13 protein-coding genes are annotated in these 18,867 nt (G+C 72.7%); 9 read left to right on the forward strand and 4 right to left on the reverse strand.

Annotated features, from left to right (window positions below; all coding sequences use genetic code 11):
* Positions 1–25 precede the first annotated feature (25 nt).
* Both ACGFI2_RS14400 and ACGFI2_RS14405 read left to right on the forward strand, forming a co-directional pair.
* Complete coding sequence (locus ACGFI2_RS14400) at positions 26–1,795, forward strand: biotin carboxylase N-terminal domain-containing protein (protein ID WP_393516012.1); 1,770 nt, start codon at positions 26–28, stop codon at positions 1,793–1,795.
* Between the two features lie 387 nt (positions 1,796–2,182).
* Entirely contained in the window at positions 2,183–5,296 is a 3,114-nt protein-coding gene (locus tag ACGFI2_RS14405; protein ID WP_393516015.1) for a BTAD domain-containing putative transcriptional regulator, read from the forward strand.
* Between the two features lie 99 nt (positions 5,297–5,395).
* Here ACGFI2_RS14405 and ACGFI2_RS14410 read toward each other — a convergent pair whose 3' ends face one another.
* Positions 5,396–5,569, reverse strand: a complete 174-nt coding sequence (locus ACGFI2_RS14410) for a hypothetical protein (RefSeq protein WP_393516018.1) — start codon at positions 5,567–5,569, stop codon at positions 5,396–5,398.
* Between the two features lie 223 nt (positions 5,570–5,792).
* Between ACGFI2_RS14410 and ACGFI2_RS14415 the strand changes: the two genes are divergently transcribed.
* The 3 genes from ACGFI2_RS14415 to ACGFI2_RS14425 all read left to right on the forward strand — a co-directional run bounded on the left by ACGFI2_RS14415 (position 5,793) and on the right by ACGFI2_RS14425 (position 10,888).
* On the forward strand, positions 5,793–6,131 hold the full coding sequence (locus tag ACGFI2_RS14415) for a hydroxyisourate hydrolase (protein WP_393516021.1): 339 nt from the start codon (positions 5,793–5,795) through the stop codon (positions 6,129–6,131).
* A gap of 29 nt (positions 6,132–6,160) precedes the next feature.
* Positions 6,161–7,885 carry a 2-isopropylmalate synthase gene (locus ACGFI2_RS14420; protein ID WP_393516024.1) on the forward strand — a complete coding sequence of 575 codons (1,725 nt, stop codon included), beginning with the start codon at positions 6,161–6,163 and terminating at the stop codon, positions 7,883–7,885.
* 219 nt (positions 7,886–8,104) lie between these two features.
* A complete protein-coding gene (locus tag ACGFI2_RS14425) occupies positions 8,105–10,888 on the forward strand; it encodes an AAA family ATPase (RefSeq protein WP_393516027.1) in 2,784 nt (927 codons plus the stop codon).
* Positions 10,889–10,949: 61 nt separating this feature from the next.
* Here ACGFI2_RS14425 and ACGFI2_RS14430 read toward each other — a convergent pair whose 3' ends face one another.
* From ACGFI2_RS14430 to ACGFI2_RS14440, 3 genes are all read right to left on the reverse strand, one after another.
* Entirely contained in the window at positions 10,950–11,663 is a 714-nt protein-coding gene (locus ACGFI2_RS14430) for a 4'-phosphopantetheinyl transferase (RefSeq protein WP_393516030.1), read from the reverse strand.
* A gap of 486 nt (positions 11,664–12,149) precedes the next feature.
* Positions 12,150–12,758, reverse strand: a complete 609-nt coding sequence (locus ACGFI2_RS14435) for a DedA family protein (protein WP_393516033.1) — start codon at positions 12,756–12,758, stop codon at positions 12,150–12,152.
* Positions 12,755–12,979, reverse strand: coding sequence for a hypothetical protein (locus tag ACGFI2_RS14440; RefSeq protein ID WP_393516036.1), 225 nt, complete (start codon positions 12,977–12,979; stop codon positions 12,755–12,757). The genes ACGFI2_RS14435 and ACGFI2_RS14440 overlap by 4 nt, the downstream gene beginning before the upstream one ends.
* A gap of 150 nt (positions 12,980–13,129) precedes the next feature.
* On the opposite strand from ACGFI2_RS14440, the gene ACGFI2_RS14445 reads away from it, so the two are divergent.
* The 4 genes from ACGFI2_RS14445 to ACGFI2_RS14460 all read left to right on the forward strand — a co-directional run bounded on the left by ACGFI2_RS14445 (position 13,130) and on the right by ACGFI2_RS14460 (position 18,632).
* Positions 13,130–14,320: a cellulose binding domain-containing protein gene (locus tag ACGFI2_RS14445; RefSeq protein ID WP_393516039.1), complete on the forward strand. Its 1,191-nt coding sequence runs from the start codon at positions 13,130–13,132 to the stop codon at positions 14,318–14,320.
* Between the two features lie 23 nt (positions 14,321–14,343).
* Entirely contained in the window at positions 14,344–15,474 is a 1,131-nt protein-coding gene (locus ACGFI2_RS14450; protein ID WP_393516042.1) for an arabinogalactan endo-beta-1,4-galactanase, read from the forward strand.
* 210 nt (positions 15,475–15,684) lie between these two features.
* Positions 15,685–17,631, forward strand: coding sequence for a GTP-binding protein (locus ACGFI2_RS14455; RefSeq protein ID WP_393516045.1), 1,947 nt, complete (start codon positions 15,685–15,687; stop codon positions 17,629–17,631).
* 131 nt (positions 17,632–17,762) lie between these two features.
* On the forward strand, positions 17,763–18,632 hold the full coding sequence (locus tag ACGFI2_RS14460; RefSeq protein WP_393516048.1) for a hypothetical protein: 870 nt from the start codon (positions 17,763–17,765) through the stop codon (positions 18,630–18,632).
* Positions 18,633–18,867 lie beyond the last annotated feature (235 nt).

Here is an 18,867-nt window from a genome sequence, read left to right on the forward strand (position 1 = left end):
GGCCGGGGTGAAAGGAGCTGACCACGTGCAGAAGGTCCTCATCGCCAATCGCGGCGAGATAGCGGTCCGGGTCGTCCGCGCCTGCCGCGACGCGGGCCTGCGCAGCGTCGCCGTCTATGCCGACAGCGACCGGGAGGCCCGGCACGTCAAGCTGGCCGACGAGGCGTACGCGCTCGACGGCGACACCGCGGCCGAGTCCTACCTGCGCATCGACAAGCTGCTCGCCGTCGCGGCGACCGCCGGCGCCGACGCGGTGCACCCCGGGTACGGCTTCCTGTCGGAGAACGCCGACTTCGCCCAGGCGGTCATCGATGCCGGCCTGACCTGGATCGGGCCGTCACCGTCGGCGATCCGGGTCCTCGGCGACAAGGTGTCGGCGCGGAACGTCGCGGAGCGGGTCGGCGCCCCACTGGTCCCGGGCACCCCCGGGCCGGCGGGGGACGCGGCCGAGATCGTGGCGTTCGCCGAACGCTTCGGCCTGCCGGTCGCCATCAAGGCCGCCTTCGGCGGCGGTGGCCGGGGGCTGAAGGTCGCCCGGACCGTGGCCGAGATCCCGGAGCTGTTCGAGTCGGCGACCCGGGAGGCGGTCGCGGCGTTCGGCCGGGGCGAGTGCTTCGCCGAGCGCTATCTCGACCGTCCGCGCCATGTGGAGGCGCAGGTCCTGGCCGACCAGCACGGCGGCGTCGTCGTCGTCGGCACCCGCGACTGCTCGCTGCAGCGGCGGCACCAGAAACTGGTCGAGGAGGCGCCGGCGCCGTTCCTGACCACGGCCCAGCGCGACCGGATCCACTCCTCGGCCAAGGCGATCTGCCGGGCCGCCGGCTACCACGGCGCCGGCACGGTGGAATACCTGGTCGGCGCCGACGGCACGATCTCGTTCCTGGAGGTGAACACCCGGCTCCAGGTGGAGCATCCGGTCAGCGAGGAGACCAGCGGCATCGACCTGGTCCGCGAGCAGTTCCGGATCGCCGACGGCGAGAGGTTGCGATTCGCCGCCGACCCGCCGGCGCGCGGGCACGCGATCGAGTTCCGGATCAACGGCGAGGACCCGGGCCGCGGCTTCCTGCCGGCGCCCGGTGTGGTCTCGGCGGTGACGTGGCCGGACGGGCCGGGCGTACGGGTGGACGCCGGCATCGGGGCGGGCAGCGTCGTCGGCGGGAACTTCGACTCGCTGCTGGCCAAGGTGATCGTCACCGGCGAGACCCGGGCCGAGGCGCTGGAACGCTCCCGGCGGGTGCTGGACGAGATGGTCGTGGACGGGTTGGCGACCGTGCTGCCGTTCCACCGCGCGGTGGTCCGCGATCCCGCGTTCACCGACGGGCCGTTCCGCGTGCACACCCGCTGGATCGAGACGGAGTGGCACAACGACGTACCCCCGTTCGGCGGCGGCGGCGCGACGGCGGCGCCCGCGCCCGATCGCCCGACCCTGGTGATCGAGGTCGACGGCCGGCGGCACGAGGTCACGCTGCCCGCCGGGTTGGCCGGCCTCGTCGCGGCGCCGGCGCCGGCCGGGACGGCGGCGCCGGTGGCCCGGCCGCGCCGGCGGGCCGGCGGCGGCCGGGCCCAGCCGGCCGCGGCCGACGGTGACGCGCTGACCAGCCCGATGCAGGGCACCGTGGTGAAGCTGGCGGTCACGGACGGTGACGCGGTGGCCGCGGGCGACCTGATCGCGGTGATCGAGGCGATGAAGATGGAGCAGCCGTTGCACGCCCACAAACCGGGTGTGGTGACCGGTCTGACGGTTACGGTCGGCCAGACGCTCCCGGCCGGCACGGCGGTCTGCCTGCTCCGCTGACCCGCGATGCCCGGCAAATCCACGAAGGTGCGCGGATCCGCGTATCGGGGTGCCCGTCGGCAAAATTCCTTCCGCCGCATCAAAGTGGAGGGAATGGACGAAAGAGTCGGGCTGAATCGACGCAGCGAACACATCGATCGGTGCGACTATCGGGAGAACGGCCATTTGTCGCAACCCGAAGGGTGGCGATCGTCAGGCCGGCTGGCACCAGCGGGAATGCTTTCGTAGTCTCGGTGGAGACACCTGGGGGCCAGAACAATGTGGACGAATTGGCAGAGTTGTTTATTGTTCTACGACTCTACCGGCGCACGATCGCGGGGTGAACGAAAGGTAACGGGCACCTGGGCCGTGGCCTGCCCCGCACTCGTCGGGGCGTAGGGGGCGCGCGTGGACTACCGCGTGCTCGGTCCGCTCGAGGTCCTGGTCGACGGCCGTCCCCTCGACCTCGGCGGCCACCGCCAGCAGATCGTTCTGGCCAGCCTGGTGCTGGAGGCGGGACGCGTGGTCCCGGTCGGTCGGCTGATGACCGCCATCTACGGCGAGCAGCTGCCCAGCAGCGCCCGGGTCCAGGTGCAGATCTGCGTCTCCGCGTTGCGCCGTCTGCTCGCGTCCTCCGGCCGGGCCGACGCCATCATCACCCGCAACCAGGGCTACGTGCTCGACCCGACCGACAGTCGCATCGACCTCTACGACTACGAGCGGTTGCTCGCCGAGGCCCGGGCGGCGGCCGGTGCGGGCCGCCGCGACGACGCCATCACCCGCTACCGCGAGGCGCTCCGGCTGTGGCGTGGCGTGGCCCTGGAAGGCATCGACAGCCAGGTGCTGCGCTCGGCCGCCGACCGGTTCGCCGAGCGTCGGCTGACCGTCGTCGAGGACTGCATCGAGCTGGAACTGGATCTGGGCCGGCACCGGGACGTGGTCGCCGAACTCACCGGGCTGGTGCTGGCCCATCCGCTGCGCGAGCGGCTGCGGGGCCAGCTCATGCTGGCGCTCTACCGGTCCGGCCGGCAGGCGGAGGCGCTCGACTCCTACCGGCTGGCCCGCCAGACCCTGATCGACGAGCTGGGCCTGGAGCCGAGCGAGTGGCTGCAGCGGGTGGAGCGGTCGATCCACACCTCGGAGGCCGGCCTGGTCCTCCACCCCGTCGTGGACGGGCCGGCGGTCGTCGTCGCGGAGCCGATCGCCGACAGCGACCCGCCGGTCGTCGTGCCGATCCAGGCCGCCGGTCCGACGCCGCCGGCCACCGGCGCTCCCGTCCTCCCGATCCTCGCCGCCGAGGACGACCCTCCGTCGGCGCCCGCCCTGACCACGGCGACACCCTGCATGCTGCCCACCGACATCGCCGACTTCACCGGCCGGGCGCAGCAGATCAACGACATCGAGGCGCAGCTGGCCCTGTCGGTGGAGAACCCGCGACACCTGGCGGTGCCGGTCATCGTCATCGCCGGAAAGCCGGGCATCGGGAAGACCACCCTCGGCGTCCACGTCTCGCACCGGCTCGCGTCGCAGTACCCGGACGGGCAGCTCTTCGCCGACCTGCACGGCCGGGCGTCGCGCCTGGTCAGCCCGATGCAGATCCTGGAACGGTTCCTGCGGACCCTCGGCGTGCCCGGCGGCGTCATCCCGGACGGGGTGGAGGAGCGCGCCGAGATGTACCGTGGCCTGCTCTCCGACCGTCGGGTCCTGGTCGTGCTCGACAACGTCGGCAGCGAGAGCCAGGTCCTGCCGTTGCTGCCCGGCAACCCGCGGACCGCCGTCATCATCACCAGTCGCAGCCGGCTCGGCGGGCTGCCCGGCGCCACCCACGTGGACATCGACGTCTTCGGCCCCCGGCACTCCATCGAGCTGCTGTCCCGGATCGCCGGCGACAGCCGGGTGCACGCCGAGGCCGAGGCCGCCGCCGACCTGGCCGAGCTGTGCGGGCAGCTTCCACTCGCCCTGCGGATCGCCGGTGCCCGGCTGTCGGCGCGTCCGCACTGGACGCTGGAGCAGCTCGCCGGCCGCCTGGAGAACGAGTCGCGCCGCCTCGACGAGCTCAAACACGGCGCGATGGGCATCCGGGCCAGCATCTCGATGACGTACGACAACATCAGCGAGGACGCCCGTCGACTGTTCCGGCTGCTCGCCGTCCTGGACTGCCCGGCCTTCTCCGGCTGGATGGGCGCCGCGCTGCTCGACCGGTCACTCGAGGACGCGCAGGACCTCCTCGACGACCTCGCCGACGCCCAGCTCGTGGAGATCACCGGCACCGAGTCGGGCCTGCACAGCCAATACCGCTTCCACGACCTGATAAGAGTCTTCGCCCGGGAGCGCCTGGCCGCGGAGGAGGCGGTGGCCGACCGCAACGCGGCGCTGGAACGGGTCCTGGGCGCGTTGCTGTTCCTGGCCGAGGTGGCGCACCGGCAGCTGCACGGCAACGACAACCTGCAGGTCCACGGCAGGGCGACGCGCTGGGAACTCCCGCCGCGCACCGCCGCCCGGCTGGTCCGGGAGCCGTTGAACTGGTTCGAGCGCGAGCGCCAGTCGCTGGTGGCCGCGGTGCGCCAGGCCGCCAAGATCAGCGCCGTCGAGCTGTGCTGGGACCTGGCCGTTACCGCCGTCACGCTCTTCGAGTCGCGGGTCTATCTCAACGACTGGCGGGAGACCCACCAGGTGGCGCTCAACGCCGTCCGGCAGGCCGACGACCGCCGCGGGCAGGCGGTGATCCTCTACTCGATCGGCTCCCTGGCCATCGTCGAGAAGCGGTTCGCCGACGCGCGGCAGAGCCTCGACGAGGCTGCCGAGCTGTTCCAGAGCGTGCACGACGCCCAGGGGGCGGCACTGGTCAGCCGCAACATCGCCTACCTGGAACGGATGGACGGCAATCTCGCCGAGGCGGCCCGGCGTTACGAGTGGGCGCTTGCGGTGCTGCGCAACGGCGGTGACCTGGCCGCCGCGGCGTACGTGCTGCACAGCCTGGCGCAGGTCGAGCTGGAGCGGGGTGACGCCGACAGCGCCAAGGGCATGCTGCCGCAGGCGCTGGAGCTCAGCCGCCAGGCCGGCAGCCGGCGCATCGAGGCGCAGGTGCTGCACCGCCTCGGTGACGCGCACCTGCAGGCCGGGGAGCCGGCCGAGGCGGTGGCGGCGTTCGGGGAGGCGCTGGCCGCGGTGCACGACCTCGGCGATCCGATCGGTGAGGCGTACGCCCTGCACGGTCTCGGTCTGGCGCACCTGCGTGGCGGCGACTTCACCGAGGCGGGCACCGCGCTGGCCAGCGCCCAGTCGTTGGCCAGCAGCAACGGTGAACGGCTGGTCGAGGCGCGGATCGCGTTCAGCCTCGGTGAGCTGGCGCTGGCCTGCGACAAACCGCCGCAGGCGGTGGTGCATCTGCACCGGGCGCTCGGCCTGTTCCGCAGCATCAAGGCGCCGGTCTTCGAGTCGCGGGTGCTGGCGATGCTCACCGAGGCGTACTCCGCGGCGTCCGGCTCGGATCAGGTGATCATCAACTCGAAGGCCTCGTAGGCCGGCTGCGCTCCGCCCCGGCGGCGTGCGGCGGTTCAAGAAACAGCAACGCCGTCACCGGGGGAGCGGCGACGGCGCGAAGATCGATCTTTTGACGGTTCAGCCCCAGGGCCAGTTCCCGTTCGTCACGACGACAACGGGGACCTGCGGGGCCGGCGGGTTGGGCGCCGTGTCGTCCGCGCTGGCCGGGTTGACGGCTCCGAGGGCGAAGCCGGCACCGGCGACGGCGGCGACGAAGATGCGGGCGATGGTGCGGATGTTGAAGAATCGCATGGATCCTGTCTCCTCAGGCTTGCTTCCGACTTGCGCCGGTCGCGGCTTCGATGAGAACCACGCTATGGAGCCGCGCCATCGACTCATTATCGATGTGTTTAAGAGGCGCTCGGACCGCTCCGGCGGCGGCCGATAGCGTCTCGAATGCGGGTCGATAACGGCGGTGGCGATGATGACGCCACAGGCGCCCGCGTCGCGGGTTCGAACATTAGGTGAGTAGTCAATGAGTGTCTCTGCGCAAGCGTTGGATGTCGTCTACGGACGCTCGGCGGCCGGTGTCCGTGCCCGGCTGGAAAGGCCGAGCGGGGAGAATTGGCGGGTCGTCTCGCAGGCGGAGACCGACAGCGACGGCCAGATCCTGGACTGGCTGGACGACGAACTCGAGCGGGGCGCGTACCGCATCGTCTTCGACAGCGACTCGTACTTCGCCAGCCTGGGGATCAGCGCCGCCTATCCGGAGGTCGCCGTCGTGTTCCGGGTGCAGGACGAGACCGACACCTGCCAGATCCAGGTCCTGCTCGCGCCCTATTCCTATTCGATGTTCTTCGGCACCCGGGTCTGAACCGGTGCTCCGGAGAAAGGAGGAACGTGGTGAACCCCTTTCGACGTGCGGTACGGCGGTACCGGTCACCGGCCGTGGTCCCGCTGGCGGAGCGCGCGTGGCCCGGCCGGAGCATCACCTCGGCGCCGAGGTGGCTCTCCACCGACCTGCGTGACGGCAACCAGTCACTTGTCAACCCGATGAACCCCGAGCGCAAGCTCATCATGTTCCGGCTGCTCACCGAGATGGGCTACCGGGAGATCGAGGTCGGCTTCCCGGTGGCGAGCCAGGACGACCACGACTTCCTGCGGACGCTCATCGAGCGGGACCTGGTGCCGGACGACGTCACCATCTCGGTGCTCGTGCAGGCCCGGGACGACCTGATCCGCCGGACGGTGGAGAGCCTCGCCGGCGCCCGCCGAGCCACCGTGCACCTCTACAACGCCACCTCCCCGCTGTTCCGGCGGGTGGTGTTCGGCATGGACCGGGCCGAGTGCAAGGAACTCGCGGTGCAGGGCGCCCGGCTGTTCATGAAGTACGCCGACCGCACCCTGGCCGGTTGTGACCTCGGCTTCCAGTACTCGCAGGAGCTGTTCAACGACACCGAGCTGGACTTCTCGCTGGAGGTGTGCGAGGCGGTGATGGACGTCTGGCAGCCCGAGGCGGGGCGGCCCATCATCCTGAACTTCCCGACCACCGTCGAGCGGGCCATGCCCAACGTCTTCGCCGACCAGATCGAGTGGATGGGCCGCCGGCTGAGCCGCCGCGAGCACCTCTGCCTGTCGGTGCATCCGCACAACGACCGGGGCACCGGCGTCGCCACCGCCGAGATGGCGATGCTGGCCGGCGCCGAGCGGGTCGAGGGCTGCCTGTTCGGCAACGGCGAGCGGGCCGGCAACGTCGACCTGGTCACCCTCGGACTCAACATGTTCAGTCAGGGCGTCGATCCGGGCATCGACTTCTCCGACATCAACCGGGTGCGGCGCACCGTGGAGCACTGCACCGAACTGCCGGTGCACCCGCGTCACCCGTACGGTGGTGATCTCGTCTACACCGCTTTCTCGGGATCGCACCAGGACGCCATCAAGAAGGGCTTCGACGAGCAGAAGCGGGTCGCCGCGGCGGCGGGTGCGCCGGTCGCCGAAACGCGCTGGGAGATCCCGTACCTGCCGGTCGACCCGGCGGACGTCGGCCGCACCTACGAGACCGTGGTGCGGATCAACAGCCAGTCGGGCAAGGGCGGCGTCGCCTACGTGGTCAGCTCGATGCTCGGCCTCAACCTGCCCCGCGACCTCCAGGTCGAGTTCGCCGCGCTGGTGCAGGCGCACGCCGACGCGGAGGGCGGCGAGGTCGGTCCGGAACGGATCGCCGCGCTGTTCCGCGCCGAGTACATCTCGCGTCCGCTGGTCGCCCTGCCGTTGCCACTGCCCGCGGCGGTACCCGCCTATCTGCACGTCGACGGCGCGGCCTTCGAGGTGGGCGCGGCCCGGGCGGACCAGGTCGAGCAGGTACGCGATCGCCTGGTGCCGTGGGGCATCGACGTGCACGCCGTGCACCGCACCGGTACGGCGCTCACCGGCGGCGGAGGGCTCGCCGTCTACGCCGAGCTGCGCGCCGCCGACCGGGTGCTGTGGGGTGTGGGCGTCGACGCCGACCTGGAGGCCGCCGTCTCGGCCGCCGTCCGGTCCGCGGCCGCCCGGTTGAACCGGATGGCGGCCCCGCCCGCGCCGGAGCCCCTGTCGCTCGGGCAGCCCCGCCTCGCCCGCGCGGTCTGAGCGCCGACATCTTCCTCCGGGTCGCCGTCCGCGCGGACGGCGACCCGGTCGCCGTGTCCGGCCTGCCCCTACCGATAGCCGGGGAATAACGGAACGACAATGGTCGACCGTAGCGTCACCACCACGCAGCGCGGCCGGTTGGACGCCGTACGGGGGTTCCTGAGATGCCGCTGGAGCGCGCCGCACAAGGCGCCCCTCGCACCTAAGGAAGTGAAGAAGATGAGTTTGGTGGAGCGTACCGAGGCGATCGAGACACTGGACGGCCTGTTGGCCGCCTCCGTCGCCGGGAAAGGCCGGGTCGCCGTGGTCACGGGCCCGGTGGCCACCGGCAGGACGGAGCTTCTGAACACGTTCGCCGACCGCGTCGTGGACCTCAACGGACTGGCCATCACCGCCACCGGGTCGCGGTCCGAGCAGGACCTGCCGCTCGGCGTGATGAGCCAGCTGCTGCTGGACGCCCCGCTTGTCGACGACGAGCGGCGGCGGGCGATGAACCTCCTCTACGAGGGTGCGCAGACCCTCACCCACGGTGACGGCGGCACCCACCGCCTCGACCCGCAGATCGTCCACTCGCTCTGCACGGTGCTGCTCGAGCTGTCCCGGCGCTATCCGCTCGTGGTGGTGGTGGACGACCTGGACCGGGCCGACCACGCCTCGCTGGTCTGCCTGTCGTACCTGGCCCGCCGGGTGCGGTTCGCGCCGATGCTGGCGCTGTTCAGCCACTCCGGGCACCGGCGGTCGGGCGCACCGGTCCTCGACGTGGACGGCCTCGCCCGGCCGCCGCACGGCGCCCACATCGCGCTTGTCACCCTCTCCGCGGACGGCGTCCGGGAGATGGCGACCGAGGGGCTCGGCGAGGACGACGCCGCGCGGCTCGCCGCCCGCTGGCACCAGCTCAGCGGCGGCAATCCGCTGCTGGTCGGCGGCCTGGTCGAGGACCACCGGCAGGCGGTCGCCGACGGCGTCGCGCCGAGCAACGAGCCGGTGCCGGGCGGCCAGTACGCCGAGGCCGTGCTCTCCTGCCTGCGCCGCACCGAGGAGCGCATGCAGCGGGTGGCCCAGGCGCTGGCGATCCTGCCGGACGCCGGCTCGCTGGACAAGCTGACCGGTCTGGAGCCGGCCCAGGTCGCCCAGGTGGTACGCGCGCTGACCGCGGCCGGCCTGCTGCACCGGGGCGACTACCGGCACCCGGTGGCCCGCGAGGCGGTGCTGGCCCAGATCGACGACGGCGAGCGGGTGGCGCTGCACCGGCGTGCGGCGGAGATCGCCTATCACGAGGGCGCCGTCAGCCAGGTGGTCGCCGAGCACCTGCTGCGCGCCGGTCAGGCCGACGACCCCTGGGTGGTGCCGGTCCTCGAGGACGCGGCCCGGCAGGCCCTGCGCGCGGGACGGGTGGACGCGGCGGTCGACTACCTGCGGCTCGCCTGGCAGACGTGCGCGGACGACCGGCACCGTGCCAAGATCATGACGACCATGATGCGGGCCGGCTGGCGGATCAACCCGAGCATGTCCACCGGCTACCTGCCCGAGCTCACCGCGGCGATGCAGAACGGCTTCCTGCGCAGCGGCGACGCGCTGGTGCTCACCAAGGCCCTGCTCTGGAACGGCCAGTTCGCCGACGCCCGGTCGGTCTTCGAGCAGCTCACCGCGTCGGCCGACGAGCACGACCAGGAAACCCTGACGGAGTTGGCGATTGCCCGGCCACTGCTGCGGTCCACCTACCCGTCGTTCTTCCCGATGCTGCGCCCGCAGGCGCCACTCGCCCCCACCCCGATCCCGACCGTCGCCGCCGGGCATCGCCTGGAGGCCGCCAGCGCGCTGGCCACCGTACTCACCCGCGGACCGTCCGAGCCGCTCGCGGCCGGCGTCGAGCGCATCCTGCACAACTCCCGGCTCGACGAGATGAGCCTGGACACCGTGGAGAGCGCGCTGTTCGCGCTCACCTACAGCGGTCACGCGGACCGGGCCGCGCCCTGGTGCGACACCTTCGTCGAGGAGGCCGGCGCCCGGCAGGCGCCCAGCCGGCTCGCCCGGCTGGCCGCGATCCGGGCCGAGATCTCGCTGCGCCTGGGCGAGCTGCCCGCCGCGGTCCGGCACGCCCGGCTGGCGCTGGAGAGCATGCCGCCGAGCAGTTGGGGGGTCGCGGTCGGCGGTCCGCTCGCGGCGCTGATCATCGCCGCCACCGCGATGGGCGACTACGACCTGGTCCGCGAGCAGCTCGACCAGCCGGTCGCCGAGGAGATGTTCCAGACCCGGTACGGCATGCACTACCTGCACGCCCGGGGCCGCTACAGCCTGGCGATCGGCCAGCTACCGTTCGCGCTGCGCGACTTCGAGCAGTGCGGTGAGCTGGCCGCCCGGTGGAAGCTCGACGTCCCGGGCCTGATCCCGTGGCGTACCGACGCCGCCGAGGCGCTGCTGCGGATGGGCCGCCCCGGTCCGGCCCGCAAGCTCGTCGACGAGCAACTCGCCCGGTGCGGCAAGGACGCGCCCCGGGTGCACGGGATGGCGATGCGGCTGCTCGCCGCGACCAGTGAGCTGCGGCACCGCCCGATGTTCCTGCGCCAGGCCGTCGATCTGCAGAGCGGCGGCGGTGACGAGTACGAGCTGGCCCGCGCCCTGGCCGACCTCACCGAGGCGTACCACGTGCTCGGCGAGTCCCGCCGCGCCGGCATGATCGCCCGCCGGGCCCGCGCGCTGGCCGAGAAGGCACAGGCCCAGCCGCTGCTCAAGATCCTCACCCGGGGAGGGGGTTGGGACGAGTCCGAGGCGGTCGCCCAACCGCTCACCCCGGCCGCCGGCGCCGCCATGCTCAGCGACGCCGAGCACCGGGTCGCGGCGCTTGCGGCGGAGGGGTACACCAACCGCGAGATCTCCATGAAGCTCTACATCACCATCAGCACGGTCGAGCAGCACCTGACCCGCACCTATCGCAAGCTGAACGTGACCCGCCGCACCGACCTCCCGGCCAACCTCAACCTCGACTTCTCCACCGCGGGCTGAACCGCGCACGACGACGGCCGTGCCCCTCGGGGCACGGCCGTCGTCGTGCGCCGAGCGCGACTCAGTTGGACCGGCGGGCGGCGACCCGACGGCCGGCGGGGTGGATCCGCGGGACAGCGGGAGCCAGCACGGTGATGGCGGTGACGATGAGGCCGTTGCGCACCAGCCAGCGGCCCGAGAAGCCGGTCAGTTTCCGGCCCTGCACCCACGGCGCGGTCACCAGGAGGCCGGCGGTGAACGTGCCGGAGAGCGGGTCGAGCACCACCTTGGCGTCCTCGAAGTCGAGCCACCGCCCGGTCAGGGGGAACCAGGCCTTGTAGACCGACTCCTTGGCGCTGAACAGCATCCGATCCCAGGACACGGCGGGGTGGTCGCGCTGGAGGACGGCGATGCGGTCGCGTTCCTCCGGCAGCGAGACCGCGGCCAGGATGCCGTTGGCGAGCGGCTCGTCCGGCTCGGCGTCGATGCCGACCGTGGTGACCCTCTCGCGCTCGGCGACCACGGCGGCGCGATAGCCGGCGCAGTGCGTGATGCTGCCGACCAGGCCCTCCGGCCACTGCGGCTCGCCCCGGGCGCCGGGCAGAATCGGTGCGGGCGGCCGGCCCAGCCGGCTCATCGCCTGCCGGGCGCACCACCTGGCGGTGGTGAACTCGCGGCGGCGCTTGTCGACCGCCATCCGGACGGCGGCCTCCTCGTCCCGGAAGAGGGTGGCGTCCGGGGGGTCCACGAACGTGTCGACGGCCGTCACCGCGGCCGGGAGAATGGACTCGATCATGGTTTCCTCCGTGCCGGAGAACCGGTTCCGGGGTCAGCGGCCCTCCGGCCGGCACGGAGGTGCGCCGGCTGCGGGGGCCTGCTGACAGGTGTCACGCCTCGACAGTATCGACGCTGGTGGCACCGAGGCACGCGGCGCGGGCCATTCACGGGCCGCTCGTGCCGGGCTAAGGGCGTGGTGCCGCCGGCTAGGGGCCGAAATCGCGTCGGCGGTGGCCCCGGTCAGGGCTCGACGCGGCCCAGCGAGGCTCGGACGAGGCGGAGTCCCTCGGTTCGCCAGTGACCCCGGTCGGGCATCCGGTCGGCCTCGCGCCAGCGCCAGGCCGAGAACAGGGCCCGGTCCACGGCGCGGCACCGGTGGAGCAGGTCCTGGTCGACGCCCGGGTAGTGTGCGGACGCGTGACCGCCGGCGCGGCGTTGTCGCGGTCGTCGAACCCGCGGTGGAGGTCCCTGTCGTCCTAGCACGGCAGGTGCGGGGCGGGCCGAATCAGGGGACCCGGTCCGAACGGCGGGCCAGCCGCCATCCGGTGTAGGTCAGCGCGAGGGCGATCGCGGCGGCGATCAGGTACCACTGGAACCGGTGCACCTCCACGACGAGGGCGCGCAGGTGGTCGCCGGCCAGGTATCCGGCGGTGGTCCACAGCCCCACCCAGGCGGCGGCGCCGAGGGCGTTGTAGGCCACGAAGCGTCGCCAGGGCATGCCGGTGGTGCCGGCGACGACGCCGTTGAGCTGCCGGAGGCCGTCGACGAAGCGGGCGGCGGCGACGAGCTTCGGGCCGTGGCGGTTCATCACGGCTTCCAGGCGGGCGAACCGGTCCGGGTCGAGACGCAGTCGGCGGCCGTGGCGCAGGACGAGCCGACGGCCTCCGTAGCGGCCGATCAGGTAGCCGATGCTGTCGCCGGTGACCGCGGCCAGGAACGCGGTGGCCGCCACGCCGGCGACGCTGAGCCGGCCGTGGGCGGCGTATCCGGCGGCGAGGACGATCGCGGTCTGCCCGGGGGTGGGTAGGCCGAAGCCCTCCACCCCGACGAGCAGGGCGACGCCCGGGTAGCCGTAGCGGCCGACCAGATCGGTGAGGACGTGGAACGGGCTCACCGGCCCGCCGTGCTTACCTCGTCGGCCCTCGCCCGGCGGGGCCGCAGCGGCGTGTGGTCCAGGCAGGCCGGGGCGGCGGTGAGGGGCCGGCGGGCGATCAGGTGGCCCGGCGGCGTCACCGCGGCGCCCACGGCGAAGCCGGCCGGCGTCCGGATGCCCGACGGCGTGGCGTGGGGGCGGGGCCCGTGCCCCAGCGGCACGGTCAGCTGACTTCCCGTCACAACGAGCAGCATGCCCGACGCGCCCCGCGGGCCGTCGGCATTTCCGTGCCCGCCCGCCCGCCGGCGACCGGGCCCTGCTCGCCGAGGCCCGCCCGACCGAGGCGTGAGATACGTTGGCGATCATCGATATCATGGCGGCATCGTCAAGGTATGACAGGCGTCTCCCCGTCCTCGCTGTTCCGCCGCCGGCGACCCGGTCCGCCGGCCGCCGTCGCGCTGTCGACGGCGGTGCTCGCGACCGCTCTGATCGCCGCGCCGGCCGCCGGCGCGGGCGTCGCGGCGCCCGCCGGGTACCCCGCGGTCGCACCCGCTCCCGGCGGGGTCGCGGTGGCCGCCGCGGAGCCGACCGGAACCGCGCCGCCGACGCCGACCACGCCGCCCAGCACGCCGAACACCTCGCCCTTCCCGCCGAGCGCGCCCACGAACCTGGCGGCCGGCGAGGTCCGGACCGGATCGGTCACCCTCACCTGGACGGCGGCCAGGCCCGGCTGTTGCTCCGTCGTCGGCTACGACATCACGTACTACCAGGCGTTCGACGACGTCATCTACAGCGCCAGCGTCGGGGCCGTCACCACCACCACGATCACCAACTACCTCGGGCCGGGCCGGCAGTACTCGTTCCGGGTGGCCGCCCGGGACAGTCTCGGACACCGCTCGACCTCGTCGGAGGCCCTGACGGTGGTCACCCCGGTGACGGACACCGGCCCGGACACCACCCCGCCGAGCGCCCCGCAGAACCTGACCGTCGGCGAGGTGACCGCCTCGACCGGCACGCTGTCCTGGTCGCCGTCGACGGACAACGTCGGCGTGCTCGGGTACAACGTCTACCGGTTCGACGGCTGGTTCTCCTCCACGCTGATCGCCACCGTGCCGGGCACGACGTACACGGCGTCGCTGCCCCCGTCGACGCCGCTGCAGAACCTGTACTACGTCCGGGCCCGGGACGCGGTGGGCAACGTGTCGATCGCGACAAACACGGTCGCCCTGCCGACGACGTCCACGCCGACGCCCCCGCCGCCCTCGACCTGCCGGGTGACCTACCGGAACCAGTCCGAGTGGTGGGGCGGTTTCGTGGCCACGATGACGATCCAGAACACCGGGGCGGCGCCGATCGACGGCTGGATCGTCACCTTCAGCTTCCCCGGTGACCAGCAGGTCGTCTCGGCGTGGAACGCCACGGTCGGCCAGACCGGCGCCGCCGTCACCGCCCGAAACGTCGACTGGAACCGCGTGCTCGCGCCGAACGGCTCCACGACCTTCGGTATCCAGGGGCGGTGGAGCGCCAGCGACGTGCCGCCGACCGCCTTCTCGCTCAACGGCGCTCCCTGCGTCGTGGGCTGAGCGCTTCCGAACGAAGGAGTCCCGTGAGCACACAACCGCGCCGCCGCCCCAGAGTCCTGATCGGGGCCGTCACGGCCGGCGTCCTCGCCGTCTGCGCCACGCTCGGTGGCACGCCCGCGCCCGTCTCCGCCGCGAACACGCTCAGCATGCGGGGCGCCGACGTCTCCTCGTTGCAGCGCAGCCTGGACGTGGGCGCGAGGTACTACGACGCCGGCGGCGTCGCCCGTGACCCGCTGGACATCCTGAAGTCCGTCGGCGTCAACTACGTCCGACTGCGCGTCTGGAACAACCCGATCAGCGGCTACAACAACAAGAGCAGGTTGTTGGCCCAGGCGCGGGCGGCCAAGGCGAAGGGCCTGAGGGTGCTCGTCGACTTCCACTACTCCGACACCTGGGCCGACCCGGGCAAGCAGTACAAGCCGGCCGCCTGGGCCGGCCACAGCCTGAGCCAACTGCGGACCGACGTGTACGCCTTCACCTACGACGTCTGCACCAGCCTCCGGGGGCAGGGCACGCCACCCGACAGTGTGCAGATCGGCAACGAGATCAACGTCGGGATGCTGTGGAACGAGGGCAAGGTCGTCAACAACGACTTCGCCCCGCTGGCCGGCCTGCTGAAGCAGGGCTACAACGCGACCAAGGCGTGCGGCAGCGGCATCCAGGTGATGATCCACACCGCGGACGCCGACAGCAACGCCAACGCCCGCTGGTTCTACGACGGCATCCGCGCCCAGGGCGTGCAGTGGGACATCACCGCGCTGTCCTACTACTGCATGTGGCACGGCAGCCTGGCGAACCTCTACAACAACATCGTCGACCTGCGTGGTCGCTACGGCAAGCCGGTGGTGATCGCGGAGACCGCGTACCCCTTCACCCGGAACAACGCGGACAGCGAGCCGAACGCCATCGGCGACGCGACCTGCGACGGCATCAGCGCGACCTGGTCCGGGCAGGCCCAGGAGTTCGACTGGGTGCAGAACACCGCCCGCAACGCGGGCGCCGTCGGTGTCTTCTACTGGGAACCGACCTGGTACGCCGTCAACGGCAACGGTTGGGACCCGGCCGACATCAACGGCACCGGGAACCAGTGGGACAACATGGCGGTCTTCGACTGGTCCGGGCGGGTGAACCCGGGGGTGCGCTGGACACCCTGACCGTCGCCGGTCAGCCGCTGGCCGCGGACCAGCCCGAACTGCCCTGGCGGCGCGCCGTCCGGGACCGAAATCGGTGGCGGCGGCCGCCCCGGGCGTGTGAGCCTGGGCACGGCTGACCGCCGCGACGACCACGACGAGGAGTGACGATGCGAGCAGATTCCACGCCCCGGACCCTGAACCGTCCTACCGTGGAGTTCTGCCTTGGCGTTGTTGAACCTCGGAATCGTCGCCCATGTTGACGCCGGAAAGACCAGCCTGACCGAGCGCCTGCTCTACGAGGCCGGCGCCGTCGCCCGGTTGGGCAGCGTCGACGCCGGCACGACGCGGACCGACTCGATGGAGTTGGAGCGTCGGCGCGGCATCACCATCCGGGCCGCCGTCACGTCGATCACGATCGGTGATCTGCGGGTCAACCTGCTGGACACCCCGGGCCACCCCGACTTCATCGCCGAGGTCGAGCGGTCGCTGGCCGTGCTGGACGCCGCCGTGCTCGTGGTGTCGAGCGTGGAGGGGGTCCAGCCGCAGACCGTCGCCATCTGGCGGGCGCTGCGCCGCATCGGCGTACCGACGGTGTTCTTCCTCAACAAGGTGGACCGCCGCGGCGCCGACGTCGACCGGGTGACGGCCCAGGTACGCCGGCGGCTCGGGACGCGTCCGGTCGTGCTCACCACGGTCGTCGGTCAGGGCGCGTACGACGCCCGGGTGCGGACCGTCGGCCTCGACGCCGAACCGGTGGTGGAGGCCGTGGCGGAGATCGACGACACGGTGGCGGCGCGGTGGCTGACGGACGAGCCGGTGCGCGTGCGCGACGTCCGGCGCGCCATCCGGAACGCGGTGCGTCACGGCGAGATCAGCCCGGTGGCGTGCGGCTCGGCGATCACCGGCGCCGGGGTACGGCAACTGTGTCGCCTCCTTGCCGACCTGCTGCCGCGCGGCGAGGAGCGGGACGGCCCGCCGGTCGGCACCGTCTTCGCCGTCGACCGCGACGGACAGGGCCGGCGGGCCTGGCTGCGGTTGTGGTCCGGGCGGCTGCGCGTACGGGATCGGGTGCGGCTCGCCGGAGCCCGCCCCCAGACGGTGACCCAGATCGCCGTCATCGAGCCCGAGGGCGTCCTGGTGCGCCCCTCGGTGTCCGCCGGGCAGATCGCCGCGGTGCGCGGCGTGTCGGCCCGGATCGGCCAGCACATCGGGGACCCGCCCCGGCGGCACGCGTACCGGTTCCCGCCGCCGACCAGGCAGGCGGTCGTCGAGCCGGTCGACCCGGACCAGCGCCTGGCGATGTTCGCCGGTCTGGCCGAACTGGCCGACGAGGACCCGCTGGTGGACCTGCGGCTCGACGAGCACGGGGCGGAGGCGGTGATCCGCCTGCACGGCGAGGTGCAGAAGGAGGTGCTGGCCGCCCTCATGGCGGACCGGTACGGCGTCCGGGTGCGGTTCTCCGGCACGTTGACGGCCTGCGTCGAGCGGGTCCTCGGCGCCGGCTCCGCCGAGGAGCGGGTGCGCGAGCGCGGCAACCCGTACCTGGCGGGGTTGGGGTTGCGCATCGAGGCCGCGCCGGTCGGGCACGGCATCGAGTTCCGTCCCGGTGTCGAGCCCGGTCGGCTTCCGCCGGCCTTCGTCGCCGCCACCGAGGAGGGCGTGCGGGCCGCGTTCCGGCAGGGCCGGCACGGCTGGCCGGTGACCGACTGCACGGTCACCATGACGGCTTCGGAGTACTGGCCGCGACAGAGCAGGCCGCACCAGAAGTTCGACAAGTCCATCTCGACCGTCGCGGCGGACTTCCGCAATCTCGCCCCGGTCGTGGTGGCCGCGGCACTGCGCGCGGCCGGCACCCGGGTGTGCCAACCGATCGAGCGGTTCGACGTCAACCTTCCGCAGCACGCGGTGGAGGCGGTGATGGCGTTGCTCGGCCGGCGGGGAGCGATCGTCCACGACACCGCCCTGGCCGGCGGGTACCTCGAGGTGAGCGGCACCCTGCCGTCGGCGCGGATCCCGCAGGTCGTCGCCGCGCTTCCCGACCTCACCGGCGGCGAGGCCGTCCTGACCACCACCTTCGACCACTACGCGCCGGTCACGGGGGAGGAGCCGCCGACGTTGCCCCGGCGCGGGCCCGATCCGGGCGATCGCGAGGCGTGGTTCCGTGCCGTGCCGCGCTAGCCGGGTCGGCCGCGACGCGCCGCGCTGGCCGACCTCCGGGGGGGACGTCGCCCCCGCCCTGCCCCACCAGGAAAAACGTGCTGGTCAGGGGCTCGCGGGCGCCCGGACCGGGGCGTGACATGATGGCGCCCATGGGAAAGCAGAAGCACGTCGGCGACGCGACAAGTGACGGCGCCGATGCGCGGCTCGCCCTCGCGCAGGATCCCACCACGCCGCAGATGACCCTCATCGATCTGGCGTCCGATCCGTCGGCCCTGGTCCGCAAGGCGGTCGCGACCCGCACCGACGCGCCGGCGCAGGCGCTGCGACCGCTGACCCGGGACCACGACCGTGACGTCCGGGAAGCCGTGGCGAGAAACCCCTCGACCTCGGTCGGCAACCTCCTGCGACTCGTCCGGGACGCCGACCGGTGGGTCCGCTGGGCGGTCGCCGGCAACCCGGCCTGCGACGAGTCGGTTCGCCGGGTGATGGCGGAGGCCCCCGACAAGGAGCTGCGCGGTCTCCTCGCGGAGACGCGCGAGCTGGAGCCCGAGCTGGCCGCGCGGCTGGTCGACGACGTCTCGCCGGAGGTACGGGAACGGCTCGCCACCCACACCCACGACCCCGAGGTGATCACGGCCCTGATGGCCGATCGCACCGCACGCGTACGCAAGGGGCTCGCCCGTAACCCGCGGACCACTCCCGCTCAGCGCAGCGAACTTGCCCGGGACCCGGTGGTGGACGTCCGGGTCGCGCTGGTGCTCGCGGCCGAGCTGGACGAGGCGGATCTGCGGCGCCTGCTCGACGACCGGTCGGTGCAGGTCCGGACGGCGATGGCGAGGTCGGAAATGGTTCCACCGCACATCCGGCAGGCGCTCGGTCGCGATTCCGACGAGATGGTCGCCGGCATCGCGCGTGAGTTTCGCCCCGGGTCGGGCAACGCCCCGGCGGTACGGGCCACGCGCCCCGGTCACCAGTCCTCCGGTAGCGGCCGAGGCCGACCGGACGGCGCCCGGCGCTGAGGAGGACGGGCGGGCCCGCTTCACTCGCGACCGCCGATCGCCTCGACCGGCGGAAGCCGCAACGTGCGTCAGCAGCGTCCGGCGGGAGAAGGGCTCGGACATCCGGGCCGCCCCACCAGGACGCCCGCGCCGCCGGTCGGAGGCGCCCCGGCGCTGGACGTACCGACCCACCACCTGGCTGCCGCGGCCCTCGGCCAGGGCGGCGAGCTCGTCGAGTCGAACCTCGTACTGCCTG

The organism is Micromonospora sp. NPDC049282 (assembly GCF_043197045.1).
In the GTDB taxonomy this organism is placed as follows: domain Bacteria; phylum Actinomycetota; class Actinomycetes; order Mycobacteriales; family Micromonosporaceae; genus Micromonospora.

Coding starts and splice junctions, on each gene's coding strand:
- ACGFI2_RS14415 (WP_393516021.1), top strand. CDS start 5,793: ATGAGTGTCTCTGCGCAAGCGTTGGATGTCGTCTACGGACGCTCGGCG.
- ACGFI2_RS14410 (WP_393516018.1), bottom strand. CDS start 5,569: ATGCGATTCTTCAACATCCGCACCATCGCCCGCATCTTCGTCGCCGCC.
- ACGFI2_RS14460 (WP_393516048.1), top strand. CDS start 17,763: ATGGGAAAGCAGAAGCACGTCGGCGACGCGACAAGTGACGGCGCCGAT.
- ACGFI2_RS14425 (WP_393516027.1), top strand. CDS start 8,105: ATGAGTTTGGTGGAGCGTACCGAGGCGATCGAGACACTGGACGGCCTG.
- ACGFI2_RS14430 (WP_393516030.1), bottom strand. CDS start 11,663: ATGATCGAGTCCATTCTCCCGGCCGCGGTGACGGCCGTCGACACGTTC.
- ACGFI2_RS14445 (WP_393516039.1), top strand. CDS start 13,130: ATGACAGGCGTCTCCCCGTCCTCGCTGTTCCGCCGCCGGCGACCCGGT.